18 protein-coding genes and 1 riboswitch are annotated in these 19,654 nt (G+C 65.8%); of the genes, 14 read left to right on the top strand and 4 right to left on the bottom strand.

Translation table 11 applies throughout. The features are described from left to right. The 9 genes from N878_RS04135 (at nt 1) to glmS (ending at nt 9,738) form a co-directional block, all read left to right on the top strand. Nucleotides 1-537: a F0F1 ATP synthase subunit delta gene (locus tag N878_RS04135; protein WP_021442427.1), complete on the top strand. Its 537-nt coding sequence runs from the start codon at nt 1-3 to the stop codon at nt 535-537. 21 nt (nt 538-558) lie between these two features. Then, on the top strand, nt 559-2,103 hold the full coding sequence (gene atpA / locus N878_RS04130) for a F0F1 ATP synthase subunit alpha (protein WP_021442426.1): 1,545 nt from the start codon (nt 559-561) through the stop codon (nt 2,101-2,103). Nucleotides 2,104-2,153: 50 nt separating this feature from the next. Beyond that, on the top strand, nt 2,154-3,014 hold the full coding sequence (gene atpG / locus N878_RS04125; RefSeq protein ID WP_021442425.1) for a F0F1 ATP synthase subunit gamma: 861 nt from the start codon (nt 2,154-2,156) through the stop codon (nt 3,012-3,014). Between the two features lie 30 nt (nt 3,015-3,044). Continuing rightward, complete coding sequence (gene atpD / locus N878_RS04120) at nt 3,045-4,421, top strand: F0F1 ATP synthase subunit beta (protein WP_021442424.1); 1,377 nt, start codon at nt 3,045-3,047, stop codon at nt 4,419-4,421. 76 nt (nt 4,422-4,497) lie between these two features. Then, nucleotides 4,498-4,923: a F0F1 ATP synthase subunit epsilon gene (locus N878_RS04115; protein ID WP_031302723.1), complete on the top strand. Its 426-nt coding sequence runs from the start codon at nt 4,498-4,500 to the stop codon at nt 4,921-4,923. A gap of 152 nt (nt 4,924-5,075) precedes the next feature. After that, on the top strand, nt 5,076-6,437 hold the full coding sequence (gene glmU, locus N878_RS04110; protein ID WP_021442422.1) for a bifunctional UDP-N-acetylglucosamine diphosphorylase/glucosamine-1-phosphate N-acetyltransferase GlmU: 1,362 nt from the start codon (nt 5,076-5,078) through the stop codon (nt 6,435-6,437). Nucleotides 6,438-6,451: 14 nt separating this feature from the next. Continuing rightward, nucleotides 6,452-6,961, top strand: a complete 510-nt coding sequence (locus N878_RS04105; RefSeq protein WP_021442421.1) for a M23 family metallopeptidase — start codon at nt 6,452-6,454, stop codon at nt 6,959-6,961. Between the two features lie 145 nt (nt 6,962-7,106). Further along, entirely contained in the window at nt 7,107-7,877 is a 771-nt protein-coding gene (locus N878_RS04100; protein ID WP_021442420.1) for a DeoR/GlpR family DNA-binding transcription regulator, read from the top strand. A gap of 10 nt (nt 7,878-7,887) precedes the next feature. Continuing rightward, entirely contained in the window at nt 7,888-9,738 is a 1,851-nt protein-coding gene (gene glmS, locus N878_RS04095) for a glutamine--fructose-6-phosphate transaminase (isomerizing) (RefSeq protein WP_021442419.1), read from the top strand. A gap of 51 nt (nt 9,739-9,789) precedes the next feature. On the opposite strand, the gene map is transcribed toward glmS, so the two are convergent. After that, on the bottom strand, nt 9,790-10,569 hold the full coding sequence (gene map, locus N878_RS04090) for a type I methionyl aminopeptidase (RefSeq protein WP_021442418.1): 780 nt from the start codon (nt 10,567-10,569) through the stop codon (nt 9,790-9,792). Next, nucleotides 10,566-10,778, bottom strand: a complete 213-nt coding sequence (locus N878_RS04085; RefSeq protein WP_021442417.1) for a ParD-like family protein — start codon at nt 10,776-10,778, stop codon at nt 10,566-10,568. Before N878_RS04085 ends, map begins: the two co-directional genes overlap by 4 nt. Before the next feature lie 164 nt (nt 10,779-10,942). Here N878_RS04085 and N878_RS04080 point away from each other — a divergent pair, with 164 nt between their 5' ends. Next, nucleotides 10,943-11,173 (top strand): hypothetical protein, encoded by a 231-nt coding sequence (locus N878_RS04080; protein ID WP_021442416.1) that lies wholly within the window; start codon nt 10,943-10,945, stop codon nt 11,171-11,173. A 221-nt stretch (nt 11,174-11,394) separates the two neighbouring features. Here N878_RS04080 and cobM read toward each other — a convergent pair whose 3' ends face one another. Together cobM and N878_RS04070 are read right to left on the bottom strand one after the other, a co-directional pair. After that, nucleotides 11,395-12,150: a precorrin-4 C(11)-methyltransferase gene (cobM, locus tag N878_RS04075; protein WP_021442415.1), complete on the bottom strand. Its 756-nt coding sequence runs from the start codon at nt 12,148-12,150 to the stop codon at nt 11,395-11,397. Further along, entirely contained in the window at nt 12,147-12,539 is a 393-nt protein-coding gene (locus tag N878_RS04070; protein ID WP_306365708.1) for a cobalamin biosynthesis protein, read from the bottom strand. The genes cobM and N878_RS04070 overlap by 4 nt, the downstream gene beginning before the upstream one ends. Before the next feature lie 134 nt (nt 12,540-12,673). Next, a riboswitch (cobalamin riboswitch) is annotated at nt 12,674-12,870 on the top strand. Nucleotides 12,871-12,964: 94 nt separating this feature from the next. Here N878_RS04070 and cobW point away from each other — a divergent pair. The 4 genes from cobW to N878_RS26610 all read left to right on the top strand — a co-directional run. Next, entirely contained in the window at nt 12,965-14,014 is a 1,050-nt protein-coding gene (gene cobW, locus N878_RS04065; protein WP_021442413.1) for a cobalamin biosynthesis protein CobW, read from the top strand. A gap of 73 nt (nt 14,015-14,087) precedes the next feature. After that, nucleotides 14,088-17,834, top strand: coding sequence for a cobaltochelatase subunit CobN (gene cobN, locus N878_RS04060; protein ID WP_021442412.1), 3,747 nt, complete (start codon nt 14,088-14,090; stop codon nt 17,832-17,834). 247 nt (nt 17,835-18,081) lie between these two features. Then, entirely contained in the window at nt 18,082-19,086 is a 1,005-nt protein-coding gene (locus N878_RS04055; protein ID WP_177342872.1) for an ATP-binding protein, read from the top strand. After that, nucleotides 19,053-19,654: VWA domain-containing protein (locus tag N878_RS26610; protein ID WP_021442410.1), on the top strand; the 602-nt coding region annotated here is incomplete at its 3' end. The genes N878_RS04055 and N878_RS26610, both read left to right, overlap by 34 nt.

Raw genomic sequence — 19,654 nt, 5'->3', positions numbered from 1 at the left:
ATGGCAGAACTGACCACGCTGGCCCGACCTTACGCTAAGGCTGCCTTCGAGCACGCCCAGGCCCACCAGCAACTGGCCAATTGGTCAGCCATGCTCGGCCTGGCTGCAGCGGTGTCGCTCGACGACACCATGCAGCGCGTGCTCAAGGCCCCGCGTCTGACGAGTACAGAAAAGGCCACCGCCTTCATCGAGGTGTGTGGCGACAAGTTCGACGCCCAGGCACAGAACTTCATCCATGTCGTCGCCGAGAACGACCGTCTGGCCCTGTTGCCGGACATCTTCGCCCAGTTCGAGCTGTACAAGGCCGAACAGGAGAAGTCGATCGACGTGGATGTCACCAGTGCCTTCGCATTGAGCGATGAACAGCAAGACAAACTCGCCAAGGTTCTCAGTGCACGGCTCGGCCGAGAAGTGCGTCTGCACGCCGCGGAAGATGCCACCTTGATCGGTGGTGTACTGATCCGCGCCGGCGACCTGGTTATCGATGGCTCAGTTCGCGGCAAACTCGCGAAGCTGGCCGAAGCATTGAAATCTTGAGTTTGAAGGGGCAGCAGAGCTATGCAGCAACTCAATCCTTCCGAAATTAGTGAAATCATCAAGGGGCGCATCGAGAAACTCGACGTCGCCTCCCAAGCCCGCAACGAAGGCACCATCGTTTCCGTCTCCGACGGCATCGTGCGCATTCACGGTCTCGCCGACGTCATGTACGGCGAAATGATCGAGTTCCCGGGCGGCGTCTACGGTATGGCGCTGAACCTGGAGCAAGACTCCGTCGGCGCCGTCGTGCTGGGTGCTTACACCAGCCTGGCCGAAGGCATGAGCGCCAAGTGCACCGGCCGCATCCTGGAAGTCCCGGTTGGTCCGGAACTGCTGGGCCGCGTGGTCGATGCCCTGGGCAACCCGATCGACGGCAAAGGCCCGATCAACGCTCAAGCCACCGACGCCGTCGAGAAAGTCGCTCCGGGCGTGATCTGGCGTAAGTCGGTCGACCAGCCGGTGCAGACCGGTTACAAGTCGGTCGATGCCATGATCCCGGTCGGCCGTGGCCAGCGCGAGCTGATCATCGGCGACCGTCAGATCGGCAAGACCGCCCTGGCCGTCGACGCCATCATCAACCAGAAGAACAGCGGCATCCGCTGCGTCTACGTGGCCATCGGTCAGAAGCAATCGACCATCGCCAACGTGGTGCGCAAGCTGGAAGAAGCCGGCGCCCTGGCCAACACCATCGTGGTGGCGGCTTCGGCTTCGGAATCGGCGGCCCTGCAGTTCCTCGCGCCGTACGCCGGCTGCACCATGGGCGAATACTTCCGCGACCGCGGTGAAGACGCCCTGATCGTGTACGACGACCTGTCCAAGCAGGCCGTGGCCTACCGTCAGATCTCCCTGCTGCTGCGCCGTCCGCCGGGCCGCGAAGCCTACCCGGGCGACGTGTTCTATCTCCACAGCCGTCTGCTGGAGCGCGCTTCCCGCGTTTCCGAAGAGTACGTCGAGAAGTTCACCAATGGCGCCGTGACTGGCAAGACCGGTTCGCTGACCGCTCTGCCGATCATCGAAACCCAGGCTGGCGACGTTTCCGCGTTCGTTCCGACCAACGTGATCTCCATCACCGACGGTCAGATCTTCCTGGAATCGGCCATGTTCAACTCGGGTATCCGTCCGGCGGTCAACGCCGGTATCTCGGTATCCCGTGTGGGTGGCGCCGCGCAGACCAAGATCATCAAGAAGCTCTCCGGTGGTATCCGTACCGCCCTGGCTCAGTACCGTGAACTGGCGGCCTTCGCCCAGTTCGCCTCTGACCTGGACGAAGCCACCCGCAAGCAGCTCGAGCACGGTCAGCGTGTCACCGAACTGATGAAGCAGAAGCAGTACGCGCCCATGTCGATCGCCGACATGTCCGTATCGCTGTACGCTGCCGAGCGCGGCTTCCTGACCGACGTGGAAGTGAACAAAGTTGGCGCCTTCGAAGCGGCCCTGCTGGGCTACTTCAATCGTGAGCTGGCCGATCTTATGGCCAAGATCAACGTGAAAGGTGACTTCAACGACGAAATCGACGCCGGCATCAAGGCTGGTATCGAGAAGTTCAAGGCCACCCAAACCTGGTAAGCCGCAGCGGGCGTCGCGAGACGCCCGCCTGCTAACCCGATAGGTGTCAAATGGCAGGCGCAAAAGAGATTCGCAGCAAGATTGCGAGCATCAAAAGCACGCAGAAGATCACCAGCGCCATGGAAAAGGTGGCGGTCAGCAAGATGCGCAAGGCACAACAGCGCATGGCAGCTAGCCGTCCCTACGCGGAGCGTATCCGCCAGGTGATTGGTCATCTGGCCAACGCCAACCCGGAGTACCGCCATCCCTTCATGGTCGAGCGCGAAGTAAAACGTGCCGGTTATGTGGTGGTGAGCAGTGACCGCGGTCTGTGCGGTGGTCTGAACACCAACCTGTTCAAGGCCCTGGTCAGGGACATGGCGAAAGATCGCGAGCAAGGCGTGGAGATCGATCTCTGCGTGATTGGCTCCAAGGGCGCGGCATTCTTCCGCAACTTTGGTGGCAATGTGGTTGCTGCGATCAGCCACCTCGGCGAGGAGCCTTCGATCAACGACCTGATCGGTAGCGTCAAGGTCATGCTCGATGCCTACCTCGAAGGGCGTATCGACCGTCTGTCCGTGGTCTCGAACAAGTTCATCAACACCATGACGCAGAAGCCGACGGTGGAACAGTTGATTCCGCTGGTGGCCGATCCGGATCAAGAGCTCAAGCATCACTGGGACTATCTGTACGAGCCCGATGCCAAGGAGCTGCTCGACGGTCTGATGGTTCGCTACGTCGAATCGCAGGTGTACCAGGCGGTGGTCGAGAACAACGCGGCCGAGCAGGCTGCGCGGATGATCGCGATGAAGAACGCCACCGACAACGCCGGTGAACTGATCAGCGATTTGCAGCTGATCTACAACAAGGCGCGTCAGGCAGCGATCACCCAAGAGATTTCGGAAATCGTCGGCGGCGCTGCCGCGGTTTAAGAACGGTTCAAATATTCAGAGGAACCAAAGATGAGTAGCGGACGTATCGTTCAAATCATCGGCGCCGTTATCGACGTGGAATTCCCGCGTGATCAGGTGCCAGCCGTATACGAGGCGCTGAAAGTAGTCGGCGCCGAAACCACCCTGGAAGTTCAGCAGCAGCTGGGCGACGGCGTGGTGCGTTCCATTGCGATGGGTTCGACCGAAGGCCTCAAGCGTGGCCTGGACGTCACCCGCACCCACAAGGCCATCTCGGTACCGGTCGGTAAAGCGACCCTGGGCCGGATCATGGACGTGCTGGGCAACCCGATCGACGAAGCCGGCCCGATTGGCGAAGAAGAGCAGTGGGAAATCCACCGCGCTGCGCCGAGCTATGCCGAGCAAGCCGGCGGCAACGAGCTGCTGGAAACCGGCATCAAGGTGATCGACCTGGTCTGCCCGTTCGCCAAGGGCGGTAAGGTCGGTCTGTTCGGTGGCGCCGGCGTCGGCAAGACCGTGAACATGATGGAACTGATCCGTAACATCGCCATCGAGCACAGCGGTTATTCCGTGTTCGCCGGTGTGGGCGAGCGTACCCGTGAGGGTAACGACTTCTACCACGAGATGAAGGACTCCAACGTTCTCGACAAGGTAGCCCTGGTCTACGGTCAGATGAACGAGCCGCCAGGCAACCGTCTGCGCGTGGCGCTGACCGGCCTGACCATGGCCGAGAAGTTCCGTGACGAAGGTCGCGACGTACTGCTGTTCGTCGACAACATCTACCGTTACACCCTGGCCGGTACCGAAGTATCCGCACTGCTCGGCCGTATGCCGTCGGCAGTAGGTTACCAGCCGACCCTGGCCGAAGAGATGGGCGTTCTGCAGGAGCGCATCACCTCCACCAAGAAAGGCTCGATCACCTCGATCCAGGCCGTCTACGTACCTGCGGACGACCTGACCGACCCGAGCCCGGCGACCACCTTCGCCCACTTGGACGCCACCGTCGTACTGTCCCGTGACATCGCTTCCCTGGGTATCTACCCGGCCGTTGACCCGCTGGACTCCACCAGCCGTCAGCTGGACCCGAACGTCATCGGCAACGAACACTACGAGACCGCTCGTGGCGTTCAGTACGTGCTGCAGCGTTACAAGGAACTGAAGGACATCATCGCCATCCTCGGTATGGACGAGCTGTCCGAGTCGGACAAGCAGCTGGTATCGCGCGCTCGTAAGATCCAGCGTTTCCTGTCCCAGCCGTTCTTCGTGGCCGAAGTCTTCACCGGTTCGCCGGGCAAGTACGTGTCCCTCAAGGACACCATCGCCGGCTTCAGCGGCATTCTCAAGGGCGACTACGACCACCTGCCGGAACAAGCGTTCTACATGGTTGGCGGCATCGAAGAAGCCATCGAGAAGGCGAAGAAACTGTAATCACCCTATGCGCCCGGCGACGGGCGCATCAGGTTGTGGATAAACTTGTCCACAGCCTGTCACGTGAGGCAAGCGTATGGCTATGACAGTCCATTGCGATATCGTCAGCGCGGAAGCGGAGATCTTCTCCGGCCTGGTCGAGATGGTGATTGCGCACGGCAACCTGGGTGATCTGGGTATCGCTCCGGGCCACGCGCCGCTGATCACCGACCTCAAGCCGGGTCCGATCCGCCTGATCAAGCAGGGCGGCGAAGCCGAGGTGTACTACATCTCCGGTGGCTTCCTCGAAGTGCAGCCGAACATGGTCAAGGTTCTCGCCGACACCGTGCAGCGTGCTGCCGATATCGACGAGGCCGCCGCCCAGGAGGCCCTCAAGGCCGCCGAGAAGGCCCTGCACCAGCAGGGCGCGGAATTCGACTACGGTTCCGCCGCTTCTCACCTGGCGGAGGTCGCGGCCCAGCTGCGTACCGTCCAGCAGCTGCGCAAGAAGTTCGGCGGCTAACGTCGGCGGCTTCAACCGCGTTGGGAGAAAGGGTAGCCTTGGCTACCCTTTTTCTTTGTCCGCCGTTTTTACCTTTGTCAGTCAGTAGCCCGGATGCAATCCGGGACGATCACCCCCGGACCTGATCCGGGCTACAGATAGGATCTGCTTCCATGTCGCTCGATATCGTTATCCTCGCCGCCGGTCAGGGCACGCGCATGCGTTCCGCCCTGCCCAAGGTCCTGCACCCGGTCGCCGGCCAGTCCATGCTCGGCCACGTGATCGCCACCGCCCGTCAGCTGCAGCCGCAAGGCATCCACGTGGTGATCGGCCATGGCGCCGAGCGGGTACGCGAGCGTCTGGCTGCCGACGACCTCAACTTCGTCCTGCAGGCCGAGCAGCTCGGCACCGGCCATGCCGTGGCCCAGGCGCTGCCGGCCTTGAGTGCCGAGCGCGTGCTGATCCTCTACGGCGACGTGCCGCTGATCGAAGCCGAGACCCTGCAGCGCCTGCTGGCCAAGGTAGCCGACGAGCAACTGGCCCTGCTCACCGTCGACCTGGTCGACCCCACCGGCTATGGCCGTATCGTCCGCGACGCCGCTGGCGTGGTGCAGGCCATAGTCGAGCACAAGGACGCCACCCCCGAGCAGCGGCAGATCTGCGAGGGCAATACCGGCATCCTCGCCGTGCCCGGCAAGCGCCTGGGCGACTGGCTCGGCCGCCTGTCCAACAGCAACGCCCAGGGCGAGTACTACCTCACCGACGTGATCGCCATGGCCGTGGCCGACGGCCTGCTGGTGGCCACCGAGCAGCCTCAGGACGCCATGGAAGTGCAGGGCGCCAACGACCGCATCCAGCTCGCCGAGCTGGAGCGCCACTACCAGCAGCGCGCGGCGCGGCGCTTGATGGCCCAGGGCGTGACCCTGCGCGACCCGGCGCGTTTCGACCTGCGTGGCGAGGTGACGGTGGGCCGCGACGTGCTGATCGACGTCAACGTGATTCTCGAAGGCCAGGTGCTGATCGAGGATGACGTACAGATCGGCCCGAACTGCGTGATCAAGGACTCGACCCTGCGCAAGGGCGCCATCGTCAAGGCCAACAGCCACCTGGAAGGCGCCGAGCTGGGCGAGGGCGCCGACTGCGGTCCGTTCGCCCGCCTGCGCCCTGGCGCCAGACTGGGGGCCAAGGCCCATGTCGGCAACTTCGTCGAGCTGAAGAACGCGGTGCTCGGCGAGGGCGCCAAGGCCGGCCACCTGAGCTACCTGGGCGACGCCGAGATCGGCGCGCGGACCAATATCGGCGCCGGCACCATCACCTGCAACTACGACGGCGCCAACAAGTTCCGCACGGTGATGGGCGAGGACGTGTTTATCGGCTCCAACAGCGCGCTGGTAGCGCCGGTTACCCTCGGCGACCGCGCCACCACCGGTGCCGGCTCGACCATCACCGCCGACGTGCCGGCCGACACCCTGGCCGTCGGCCGCGCCAAGCAGCGCAATATCGAAGGCTGGAAGCGGCCGACCAAGAAGACCTGACGGAGCCGGCAAGGATGCCACCAGGCAAACGCTGGATACTGCCCGGGCTGCTGCTGCTCTGGGCCTTGCTGCCGGAATGGCCGCGGATTCCGGTGGACGGCGCCAGCGCCCGGGACTGGAATCCGCAGACCTTCTGGTTCGAGCCCTGGGGACGCTCCGGCGTGCACAAGGGCATCGACATCTTCGCCAGGCTCGGCACGCCGGTGCGCTCCAGCAGCTACGGCCTGGTGCTGTTTCGCGGCGAGATCGAGCAGGGCGGCAAGGTGGTCGTCGCCCTGGGGCCGAAGTGGCGCATTCATTACTACGCCCACCTGCACAGCGTCGAGGTCTTTCCGGGCCAGCCGCTGCTGACCGGCAGCGTGCTGGGCTCGGTCGGCGACAGTGGCAACGCCCGCGGCAAACCGGCGCATCTGCACTACTCGATCGTCAGCCTGCTGCCGCTGCCCTGGCGCGCGGACGACTCGACCCAGGGCTGGAAGAAGATGTTCTACCTCGACCCCAACGCGATCCTGCCGGCTCGTTGAGCGAGCGCGCCGGGCAGCGCGCTGCCTCGTTCGGCGCCCCGGCGGACAAGTCCGCGACCTGCGCGCCCTACGTCGATTCGTGCTTGACTGGAAAGCTTCGTTAGGTTTTGATTCGCGCCATTATCTTTCGAATCGAAACTTAAGCATGTCGAAGCGCAATACGCCGCAACGTCGCCACACCATTCTCGCCTTGCTCGCCGAGCAGGGCGAGGTGAGCGTGGACGCCCTGGCGCAGCACTTCGCCACCAGCGAAGTGACCATCCGCAAGGACCTCGCTGCGCTGGAGAAGAACGGCCTGCTGCTGCGCCGCTACGGCGGCGCGGTGCCGGTGCCGCAGGAGCTGATCGGCGAGCCGACGCAACCGCTTTCCCCGCACAAGCAGGCCATCGCCCGTGCTGGCGTGGCGCGCATCCGCGAGCATGCGCGGATCATCATCGACAGCGGTACCACCACCGCGGCGATGATTCCCCTGCTCGGCCACCGGCCCGGCCTGGTGGTGATGACCAACTCGCTGAACGTGGCCAACGCCCTGCGCGAACTGGAGCATGAGCCGGTGCTGCTGATGACCGGCGGCACCTGGGACCCGCACTCGGAGTCTTTCCAGGGCCAGGTGGCCGAGCAGGTGCTGCGTTCCTACGATTTCGACCAGTTGTTTATCGGTGCCGACGGCATCGACCTGGAGCGCGGCACCACCACCTTCAACGAGCTGCTCGGCCTGTCGCGGGTGATGGCCGAGGTGGCCCGCGAGGTCATCGTCATGGTCGAGAGCGACAAGATCGGCCGGCGTATCCCCAATCTCGAGCTGCCCTGGGGCAGCGTGCATACCCTGATCACCGATTCGCGCCTGGATGCCCAGGCGGCCGAACAAATACGCGCGCGCGGCATCCAGCTGATTCTCGCGCCGCTGGAAACTTGAGGAGACAAGCATGTGTGGAATCGTCGGCGCCATCGCGGAGCGCAATATCACCCCTGTTCTGGTGGAAGGCCTCAAGCGCCTGGAATACCGCGGCTATGACAGCGCCGGGGTGGCGCTGCTGACCGAGCAGGGCGCACTGGATCGCCGCCGCCGCGTGGGCAAGGTCAGCGAACTGCAGGCCGCCCTGCAGGCCGAGCCGCTGGCCGGGCGTCTGGGCATCGCCCACACCCGCTGGGCCACCCACGGCGCGCCGAGCGAGCGCAACGCCCACCCGCACTTCTCCGGGCACGAACTGGCCGTGGTGCACAACGGCATCATCGAGAACCACGAAGAGCTGCGCGAGCGCCTCACGGGCCTGGGCTATGTGTTCAGCTCCGATACCGACACCGAAACCATCGTCCACCTGCTCGAGCACAAGCTGCAGCAACTCGGCGACCTCACCGCCGCGCTCAAGGCCGCCATCCCCGAGCTGCACGGCGCCTACGGCCTGGCGGTGATCAGTGCCAAGCAGCCGGACCGTCTGCTCGCCGCCCGCAGCGGCAGCCCGCTGGTGATCGGCCTGGGCCACGGCGAGAACTTCCTCGCCTCCGATCAACTGGCGCTGCGTCAGGTCACCGACCGCTTTATCTACCTGGAAGAGGGCGACATCGCCGAGATTCGCCGCGACAGCGTGCAGCTGTGGGACGCCGCCGGTCAGCCGGTGCAGCGCGAGGCGGTGCAGTACCATGAGGGCGCCGAGGCCGCCGACAAGGGCGAATACCGCCACTTCATGCTCAAGGAAATCCACGAGCAGCCCAAGGTGGTGCAACGCACCCTGGAAGGCCGTCTGGGCAGCGACCACGTGCTGGTGCAGGCCTTCGGCCCGCAGGCCGCCGAGCTGTTCGCCAAGGTGAAGAACGTGCAGATCGTCGCCTGCGGCACCAGCTACCACGCCGGCATGGTCGCCCGTTACTGGCTGGAAGAGCTGGCCGGCATCCCCTGTCAGGTCGAAGTGGCCAGCGAGTTCCGCTACCGCAAGGTGGTGGTGCAGCCGGACACCCTGTTCGTCAGCGTCTCGCAGTCCGGCGAGACCGCCGACACCCTGGCCGCGCTGCGCAACGCCAAGGAGAGGGCGCCGGGCCAGGGCGGCTACCTGGCCAGCCTGGTGATCTGCAACGTCGGCACCAGCTCGCTGGTGCGCGAGTCCGACCTGTGCCTGCTGACCCAGGCCGGCCCGGAAATCGGCGTGGCCTCGACCAAGGCCTTCACCACTCAGCTGGTGGGCCTGATGCTGCTGACCCTGGCCCTCGGTCAGGTGCACGGCAACCTGGACAAGGCGCTGACCGCCGAGCTGGTGGAAGAGCTGCGTCGCCTGCCGACCCGCCTGGGCGAGGCGCTGGCGATGGACAAGACGGTCGAGAAGATCTCCGAGCTGTTCGCCGAGAAGCACCACAGCCTGTTCCTCGGCCGCGGCGCGCAGTACCCGGTGGCCATGGAAGGGGCGCTCAAGCTCAAGGAAATCTCCTATATCCACGCCGAGGCCTACCCGGCCGGCGAGCTCAAGCACGGGCCGCTGGCGCTGGTCGACGCCGACATGCCGGTGGTCACGGTGGCGCCGAACAACGAGCTGCTGGAAAAGCTCAAGTCCAACCTGCAGGAAGTGCGCGCCCGCGGCGGTGAGCTGATCGTCTTCGCCGACCAGCAGGCCGGCATGCGCAACGGCGAGGGCACCCACGTGGTGGCCATGCCGCATATCCACGACCTGCTCGCGCCTATCCTCTATACCGTGCCGCTGCAGCTGCTGTCCTACTACGTCGCCGTGCTCAAGGGCACCGACGTCGACCAGCCGCGCAACCTGGCCAAGAGCGTCACGGTCGAATAAGGCCGCTGGCGAAGAAAAGCCCGTCCATCTGGACGGGCTTTTGCGTTTCTATCACGCCGAAATCTTGCTCAGGTGCAGCTCTTCGGGGCGTAGCGTAAGCACGCGAACGCCTTCGCGGGTGACCGCCACGGTGTGTTCGAATTGCGCCGAGAGCTGGCCTTCGCAGGTCACCACCGTCCAGCCGTCGCGCAGGGTGCGTACATCCGCCGTGCCCTGGTTGAGCATGGGTTCGATGGTGAAGGTCATGCCTTCGCGCAGCGTCAGGCCGGTGCCGGCTTTGCCCCAGTGCAGCACTTCGGGTGGCTCGTGCATTTCCCGGCCAATGCCGTGGCCGCAGTAGTCGCGAACCACCGAATAGCCGTGGGCGCGAGCGTGCCGTTCGATGGCGTGGCCGATATCCCCGAGCCGGGCGCCTGGCCTCACGGCTTCGATGCCCTTGCACATCGCTTCATAGGTAATCCGGGTGAGCTGACGAGCCTGGTCCGACACCTCACCGATCAGGTAGGTCTTGCTCGAATCGGCGATGTAGCCGTTCTTTTCCAGGGTGATATCGAAATTCACCAGATCGCCGCTGCGCAGAATCTCGTCAGCGCTGGGTACGCCATGGCACACCACCTCGTTGCGTGACGTGTTCATGGCGTAGGCGAAACCATACTGTCCCTTGCTCGCCGGGCGCGCCTTGAGTTCACCGACGATGTAGTTATCCACAAGGTCGTTGACCTGCAGGGTGGACATGCCGAGCAGATCCAGGCGATCCAGATAGGCGAACACCGAGGCCAGCAACCTGCCGGATTCCGCCATCAGGGCGATCTGCTGCGGCGTCTTGCTCATGAGGCGTCCGCCATGCGCGGCGGGACCACTACGCCGGCTGCGCGCAGCTCGGCGGCCATCACCTCGTTGAAACTCAGCGTCGGGTTCATCTCGCAGAGCATGCCGATGCGAATCCAGAACCCTGCCTGGGCATTGATGGAACGGCCCGACACGCTGCTCGCCCGGCGAATCTGGTCGTGCAGCTCATCATCGATATTGACGATACCCATGCTGATTTTCCTTTATATGGTTCGTATATGAAACATATATAAACACGGATAGGTTTAGTCCACCAGCGCCAGTAGCAGGGCAAAGGAGGCTCACTCATCTCTTACACTAGTGCCAGGCATGCAGGCAGGCTGGGCCCCTGACTCAGGCAGGAACAGGAGAGCGGATGAAGCGCGCAGATGTGAAACGCAGAACGGCCGAGGGCGTTCTGTTCGATACCCAGATCATGGCCAACCCGGCCAATACCACGGAGTGGATCGTGTTGTTCAAGAAAGACGCGGGCCGCAGCTTCTTTCTGGTGGATGAAGCCGAGCAGGTGGAAGCTTTTGCCAGCCTGGATGAGTTGATGCCGGAACTGCGGGGCCTGGGTATCAAGTGGGTCGAGGTGCAGCTCTGAGCCGTTGCCCACAGTTGCCGGGGATCAACTTGTGGATATCCTCGTGATACCTGGCTAAAGCCCTGATAGATAGGGTCTTTCAGCGACTTGTACAGAAACTGCGCGCCTGCCTGTCCACTATCCACAGAGCACCTGGATAACAGGCTTTCTATCCTGTTGATAAGGCTCTGAAATCCAGAGATAGCAAGGCTTCCAGCGCTTTGTTCGGTTTTTCGCCAAGCTCAATCGGTGCCGGGGCGGTAGAGATGACGATGCGCCGCGTCATACAACGCCGATTCGGCGAAGGCGCCCGGATCTAGCACGCGGCCGACTAGGATCAGCGCAGTGCGGCGAAAGTCCTTGGCGGCGACCTTGGCCTCGATATCGGCCAGGGTGCCCTGTACCCAGTCCTGATCGGGCCAGCTCGCCCTGTGGATAACCGCGATGGGGCAGTCGGCGCCATAGTGCGGCAGCAGCTCGCCGACTATGGCCGGCAGCTGACGCACGCCGAGGTGGATGGCCAGGGTCGCGCGGTGCCTGGCCAGGTCATGCAACTGCTCGCCCTCGGGCATCGGCGAGGTGGTGCCGTAGCGGGTAAGGATCAGGGTCTGCGACACGCCGGGCAGGGTCAGCTCGCTTTCCAGCAGGGCCGCGCAAGCGGCGGTGGCGGTGACGCCGGGGACTATCTCGAAGGGGATGCCGAGGGCGCGCAGCTCGCGAATCTGCTCGCCGATAGCACCGTACAGCGAAGGGTCGCCGGAATGCACGCGGGCCACGTCCTGGCCGCGCTTATGGGCCTGATGCAGCAGGTTGACGATTTCTGCGAGATTCAGCTCGGCGGTATTCACCACCCGTTCGGCGCTATGGCCCTGCAGCACCGCTTCGGGCACCAGCGAGCCGGCGTAGAGGATCACCGGGCACGAACGGATCAGGCGCTGGCCCTTGACGGTGATCAGCTCGGGGTCGCCGGGGCCGGCGCCGATAAAGTAGACGGTCATGCTGCGGGCTCTCTCTCGAAAGTGGCCAGCGCACAGGTGGCGTTGGCCGTGCGGTTTTTCTCGCCGAGCAGACGAGGCGTGGCGCCCAGGCGGGCGGCCAGGGCCAGGGCACAGGGCTCGGCCACCGCGGGGCTGCCGGTGACGGACTGGACCAGGGCGTTGGCGCCGGTGGCCGACTGCTGAGGCGCGAGTTCTTCACTGCTGAAGAACTGCAGCCTCAGCTTCAGCTGCTCGGCCAGTTCCTGCAGTGCCGTTTCCTCGCGCTTGTGGGCGATGCTGGCCAATCCGGCCAGGTTATCCACCGTCAGCTCATGATGGCTTAGGCTGTGGATAAGCAGGGCTAGCAGCTCGTCCAGGCTGCAGCCACGGCGGCAGCCCAGTCCGGCCACGACCTGCGGCGGCGATGCTGAGCGGCATGTGGAAGAGGCGGGCAGCATAGGCGGTATTCGGGCTGAGTGGCGGCGTAGCTCAACATGGCGCCCCCCACCGGTCAACCGCGATTGACCGAGCGCCGCGGCCTGCGTAGCCTTCTCGCGTTCGAGGTTCTTCCCGGCAGTGCCGCCGGGAAGCTAAGAGGGAACAGGGTCGATGCCCTGGCTGCCCCCGCAACTGTAAACGGTTATGCCCTTCGTTAGACCACTGCCAACCGGCGGGAAGGTGAAGGGATGCGCGCCGCGCAAGCCGTGAGCCAGGAGACCTGCCTCGTTTCGTCAGCCAACTGTTCGGACGGGGTGATCCGACGCGGCCAGCACGCTCGCGCCTGCCTGTCTGCCTGTCCCCGTCCGCCGAATTTATCGTCGCCACGGGGCCCGCCATGAAAACCCTCGCCAAACTGCCCGTCACCATCGTCACCGGTTTTCTCGGTGCCGGCAAAACCACCTTGTTGCGCCATCTGCTGGCTCACGCCGAGGGGCGCCGTATCGCGGTGATCGTCAACGAGTTCGGCGAGCTGGGCATCGACGGCGAGATCCTCAAGCAGTGCGCCATCGGCTGCAGCGAGGAAGAGGCCATGGGCCGCGTCTTCGAGCTGGCCAATGGCTGCCTGTGCTGCACGGTGCAGGAAGAGTTCTTCCCGGTGATGCGCGAGCTGGTGGCGCGGCGCGGCGATCTCGACCATATCCTCATCGAGACCAGCGGCCTGGCCCTGCCCAAGCCGTTGGTGCAGGCCTTCAACTGGCCGGAAATCCGCAACGCCTGCACCGTCGATGCGGTGATCACCGTGGTCGACAGCCCGGCGGTGCTCGCCGGCACCTTCGCCGCCTTCCCCGAGCAGGTGGACGCGCAGCGCCAGCTCGATCCCAACCTGGACCACGAGTCGCCGCTGCACGAGCTGTTCGCCGATCAGCTGGCCAGCGCCGACCTGGTGATCCTCAACAAGGCCGACCTGCTCGACGCCGAGGCGCTGGCCGCGGTACGCGCGGAGGTGGCCGAGGAGCTGCCGGCGGCGGTCAAGGTGATCGAGGCGCATGGCGGCGAGTTGCCGCTGGACGTGCTGCTGGGCCTGAACAGCGAAACCGAGCTGCATATCGACAGCCGCCGCACCCATCACGACGATGAAGACGACGACCACGATCACGAAGAATTCGCTTCGTTCCACGTGGAACTACCCGAAGCCGAGGAGGCGCGCCTGCTGGCCGCGCTGAAGGACGCGGTGGGCAAACACGGCATCCTGCGGGTCAAGGGCTTCGCCGCCATCCCTGGCAAACCGATGCGTCTGTTGGTCCAGGGTGTCGGCCAGCGCTTCGACCGCCACTTCGACCGCGCCTGGCAGGCCGACGAGCCGCGCCTGAGCCGCCTGGTGCTGATTGGCCAGCAGCTCGACCGCGCGGCCATCGAAGCCGAGCTGCAAGCGGCGCTGGTTTGATGGTGATCGCCGGCAAGCCGGCTCCTACACATCCCGCAGGAGCCGGTTTGCCGGCGATTTATCGGGACCTCTGATGCACCTTCTACGCACCCAGCCCGGCGCCCAGCTACCGGCCGACAGCATCGCCGACCTCGGCCAGACCCCGGCCGAGCTGGTGATCCTGTGCACCGGCGATTCGCACCTGTCCTTGCTGGCCGAGGCCGCGCGGCAGCTGCCGGACGATTACCCCAGCCTGCGCCTGGCCAGCCCGGCGCAGCTGAGCAACCACGCCTCGGTGGACTACTACGTCGAGCAGGTGCTGCAGCACGCCAAGGTCATCCTGATCTCGGTGCATGGTGGCGTCAGCTACTGGCGCTACGGCGTCGAGCGCCTGGTGGAGCTGGGCGCGCGCGGCGCCAGGGTGATCATGGTGCCGGGCGACGACAAGCCCGACCCTGAGCTGAGTGCGCTCGGCAATGTCGCCGAGGAGGACAGCCAGCGCCTCTGGCAGTACCTGCGCCAGGGCGGGCTGGACAACGCCCGCCAGCTGTTTCGCTGCATCGGCAGCCGCTGGCTGGGGCGCGCCGACAGCTGGCGGGAGCCACAGCCGCTACCGCGTGTCGGCCTCTATCACCCGCAGCACAGTCCGGCCAAGCTGGCCGCCTGGCGTGCGCAGTGGCAATCCGGCGCGCCCGTGGTGGCGCTGCTGTTCTACCGCAACCATGTGCAGTCGGCGAACACCGCCTTCGTCGACACCTTCTGCGCGCACCTGGTCGCTCAGGGCCTTAACCCGCTGCCGATTGCCGTGGCCAGCCTCAAGGAGCCGGCCTGCCTGGAGCAGGTACAGGCCTGGCTGGATGAGACGGATACCGCGCTGATCATCAACACCACCGGCTTCGCCCTGTCCAACCCCGAGGCGCCGCAGGCGCGGGTGTTCCGTCGCGATATCCCGGTGCTGCAGGCCATCTGCGCGCTGGACAACCAGGCGCAGTGGCAGGCCAGCGCCCAGGGCCTGGGCTCGCGCGACCTGGCCATGCACGTGGTGCTGCCGGAGCTGGATGGCCGGCTGATTGGCACCGCCATCAGCTTCAAGGGCCTGGCCTGGCGCAGCGAGCGCAGCCAGAGCGATGTGCTGTGCTACCAGGCGCATGAATCGGGCATGGCCTTCGTCGCCGAGCTGGCACGTAACTGGTGCAAGTTGGCGCTTAAAAGCAACAATCAGAAGCGAATCGCGCTGATCCTGGCCAATTACCCGACCCGTGACGGCCGCATCGGCAACGGCGTCGGCCTGGATACCCCGGCCGCCGCGCTGAATGTCCTCCGCGCGCTGCAACAGCAGGGCTACCCGGTGGATAAGCTGCCGGACAGCGGCACCGCACTTGTCCACAGCCTGCTCGGTGGCGTCACCAACGATCTGGATGGCCTGGATTCGCGCCCCTGTGCGCAGAGTCTGGCACTGGATGACTATCTGCGATTTTTCCACAGCCTGCCTGAGCAAAATCAGCAGGCGGTGCGCGAACGTTGGGGCGAGCCGCAGCAGGATCCGATGTTCCGCAGCGGGCGGCTGATGGTGGCCGGCCTGCGCTTCGGTCTCACCTTCGTCGGCATCCAGCCGGCGCGCGGCTACCAGCTCGACCCGGCGGCGGTATACCACGACCCCGATCTGGTGCCGCCGCACGGTTATATCGCCTTCTACGCCTGGCTGCGCACGGCCTTCGCCGCCGATGCGCTGATCCACGTCGGCAAGCACGGCAACCTGGAATGGCTGCCGGGCAAGAGCGTCGGCCTGTCCGAGGGCTGCTGGCCGCAGGCGCTGCTCGGCCCGCTGCCGAATATCTATCCCTTTATCGTCAACGACCCGGGCGAGGGTGCGCAGGCCAAGCGCCGCACCCAGGCGGTGATCATCGATCACCTGATGCCGCCGCTGACCCGCGCCGAGAGCTACGGCCCGCTGCGCGACCTGGAGCGCCTGGCCGACGAGTATTTCGAGGCCAGCCAGCTCAATCAGCGCCGCGCCGTGGAGCTGCGCGGCGAGATCCTGGCCAAGGTGCGCGAGGCCAGCCTCGACCGCGAGCTGGGTCTGCAGCTCAACGACGATGCCGACAGCTGGTTGCCGCAGCTCGATGCCTACCTGTGCGACCTCAAGGAATCGCAGATCCGCGATGGCCTGCACGTGTTCGGCGAGTCGCCGGCCGGCCAGCTGCGTCGCGATACCCTGCTGGCGCTGCTGCGTATCCCCCGTGGCGATGGCCAGGGCGCCAATGCCAGCCTGCTGCGCGCGCTGGCCCGTGGCCTGGAACTGGGCCTCGATCCACTTGACTGCGATATGGGCCAGCCCTGGGACGGGCTGCGTCCACAGGCGTTGCAGGCTGTGGATAGCAGCCTGTGGCGCACGGTCGGCGACACCCGCGAACGCCTGGAGCTGCTGGCGCTCGCATTGATCGAGCGACGCCTGAATGGTGAGCGCATCGGCGATTTCGGTGCCGAGGTGGCGTTGATCCTCGATGGTCTGGCCGAGCACGTTGCGCCCCTGCTGGATGCCTGTGGCGACGCCGAGATGAGCGGCCTATTGGCGGCTTTGGAAGGGCGTTTCGTACCCGCCGGGCCGAGTGGCGCACCGAGCCGTGGGCGCCTGGACGTGCTGCCCACCGGGCGCAATTTCTTCACCCTCGACGTGCGCCACCTGCCCACGCCGACCGCCTGGCGCCTCGGCGTGCAGGCGGCGGATCGCCTGCTGGAGCGCCATCTACAGGACGAGGGCGACCACCTGCGCCAGCTCGGCCTGTCGGTGTGGGGCACGGCGACCATGCGTACCGGCGGCGACGATATTGCCCAGGCGCTGGCGCTAATGGGTGTGCGCCCGCTGTGGCAGCCGGGCAGCCAGCGCGTCGAGCGCTTCGAGGTATTGGCTCTGGAACAGCTTGGTCGACCCCGGGTGGATGTCACCCTGCGCGTATCGGGCTTCTTCCGCGATGCCTTCAGCAACCTGATCCGCCTGTTCGACGAGGCGGTGCAGGCGGTGATCGAGCTGGACGAGCCGGAGGAGATGAACCCGCTGTCGGCGCGGGTCTGGCGTGAGTCGCTGGCATTGAAGGACAGCGGACTGGATGAAGCCGAAGCGCGGCGCCAGGCCGGCTGGCGGGTGTTCGGCGCCAAGCCGGGGGCCTACGGCGCCGGGGTGCAGAACGCCATCGAGGAGCGCCTGTGGCAGAGCCGCGCGGATCTGGCCGAGGTGTATCTGAACTGGGGCGGCTACGCCTACGGCAGCGGCGCCGAGGGCACGCCGGCGCGGGCGCAGTTCGCCGAACGCCTGGAGCAGCTGCAGGCGGTGCTGCACAACCAGGACAACCGCGAGCACGACATCCTCGATTCCAACGACTACTACCAGTTCCAGGGCGGCATGCTGGCGGCGGTGGAAACCCTGCGCGGGCTCAAGGTGGCCAGCTACCTGGGCGACAACAGCCAGCCGGATACGCCGCGCATCCGCACCTTGAAGGAAGAACTGGGGCGCGTGGTGCGCGCCCGCGCCGCCAATCCCAAGTGGATCGCGGGCATGAAGCGCCACGGCTACAAGGGCGCCTTCGAGCTGGCCGCGACCGTCGACTACCTGTTCGCCTTCGACGCCACCAGCGAGCTGGTCGATGACCACCAGTACGCGCTGCTCACCGATGCCTACCTGCTCGACAAAGACACCCGCGACTTTATCCAGCAGCACAACCCCGGCGCCCTCAACGACATGCTCGAACGCCTGCTGGAAGCCCAGCAGCGCGGCCTGTGGCAGAACCCCGGCGAGTACCGCGAGGCGCTGGAAAACCTGCTGCTCGATAGCGAGGAGTCATGAAGCGAGGCATTCCCCTAGGGTGGGTTAGCCGGCTGTCGCGGTTGCGGCGTAACCCACCATTGGCGCCACACGGTATATCGCCTGGTGGGTTACGCGGCGCGCCGAGTTTTTCTGCAGATATAAGGCCGGCGTTCTGCGCCGCTAACCCACCCTACGGGGGCATGCAGCCCGTAGCCCGGATGCAACCCGGGAAATGCGCGATCAAAGGCCCCGGATTGCATCCGGGCTACGTCCAACTCCACGGATCATGTCCATGACCGAATACCACTTCCCCCTCGCCGCCGTGGTCGGCGCCGATTCGCTGAAGCTGGCGCTATGCCTGGCGGCCATCGACCCGGCCATCGGCGGGGTGCTGATCGAAGGCCCGCGCGGCATGGCCAAGTCCACCCTGGCCCGTGGCCTGGCCGATCTACTGGACGGTGGGCGCTTCGTCACCCTGCCGCTGGGGGCGAGCGAGGAGCGTATCGTCGGCACCCTGGATCTGGATGCGGCGCTGGGTGAGGGCCGCGCGCAGTTTTCCCCCGGCCTGCTGGCCCGTGCCGACGGTGGCGTGCTCTATGTCGATGAGGTCAACCTGCTACCCGATCATCTGGTCGACCTGCTGCTGGATGCCGCCGCCAGCGGGGTCAATCACGTCGAGCGTGACGGCATCTCCCACCGCCATGCCGCGCGCTTCGTGCTGATCGGCACCATGAACGCCGAGGAGGGCGAACTGCGCCCGCAACTGCTTGACCGCTTCGGCCTCAATCTGGCGCTGGATGGCCAGCCGCAACCGGCCGAACGGGCCGAGATCGTGCGTCGCCGTCTGGCGTTCGATGCCAATCCTGAAGCTTTCCTGCAACGCTGGCAGGACGAGCAGGATGCCCTGGCGATGCGTTGCCAGAATGCCCGCCAGCGCCTGGCGGATATTCCGCTGGCTGACGCCGCCCTGGGCGAGATCAGCCAGCGCTGCTTCGCCGCCGCGGTCGATGGCCTGCGCGCCGACCTGGTCTGGCTGCGCGCCGCCCGTGCCCATGCCGCCTGGCGTGGCGCGGCGGCTATCGAGCCTGTGGATATCGAGGCGGTGGAGGACTTCGTCCTGCGCCACCGTCGTCAGTCGCAACCGCAGGCCGCCATGCCGCCCGAGCAGAACCAGGTGCCGCAGCAGGCGCCAGAGCAGAGTCAGGGCGAAGGCCAGTGGGGCGAGCTGCCGGCGCAGCCACAGGCCATGGGCGAACGATGGGTGCCGCCGCGCTGGGCAAAAAAGCCCTGAGCATCCGCCCGCACACAGCCACAGGCGCGGATGCCCGTAACCGGCCCGGACGACTCGGCGGCGGCCTGCTTGGCGCCGCCCGCAGCGGCGCGGCCGGACGTATCGACTGGCCGGCGAGCCTGCTTAAGGGCCGTCCGCAACGCCGCGAGCAACTGGTGCTGCGCCCGCGCAGCCGGCAGGCCGAGCAGCTGTGGCTGGTGCTGGTCGATGCCTCGGCTTCGACCCGCCGCCATGGCGCCCTGAGCCTGGCCAAGGGTGTGCTCGCCGAAGTCTTCGACAGCGCCTATCGCCAGCGCGCACGCCTGGCCGTGCTGCAGGCCGGTGGTCGTGAGGCGCAGTGGCTGTGGCAGGGGCGCAAGGCCGGCGCCGAACTGCATCGCTGGTTGCAGGAACTCGGCGCCGGTGGCGGCACGCCGCTGCTCGATGCGCTGCAGCAGGCCGGCGACTGGCTGCAGCGTCGCCAGCGCCTGAAACCCAGTGAACGCCAGCGCCTGCTGATCCTCACCGACGGCCGCCTGCGCGACTGGCCGGCGCTGGCGCTGCTGCCGTGTCCGAGCCTGCTGCTCGA

The sequence above is a fragment of the Pseudomonas sp. EGD-AK9 genome, from assembly GCF_000465935.2.
Lineage (GTDB): Bacteria > Pseudomonadota > Gammaproteobacteria > Pseudomonadales > Pseudomonadaceae > Aquipseudomonas.
This window is presented reverse-complemented; position numbering and strand designations above follow the sequence as displayed.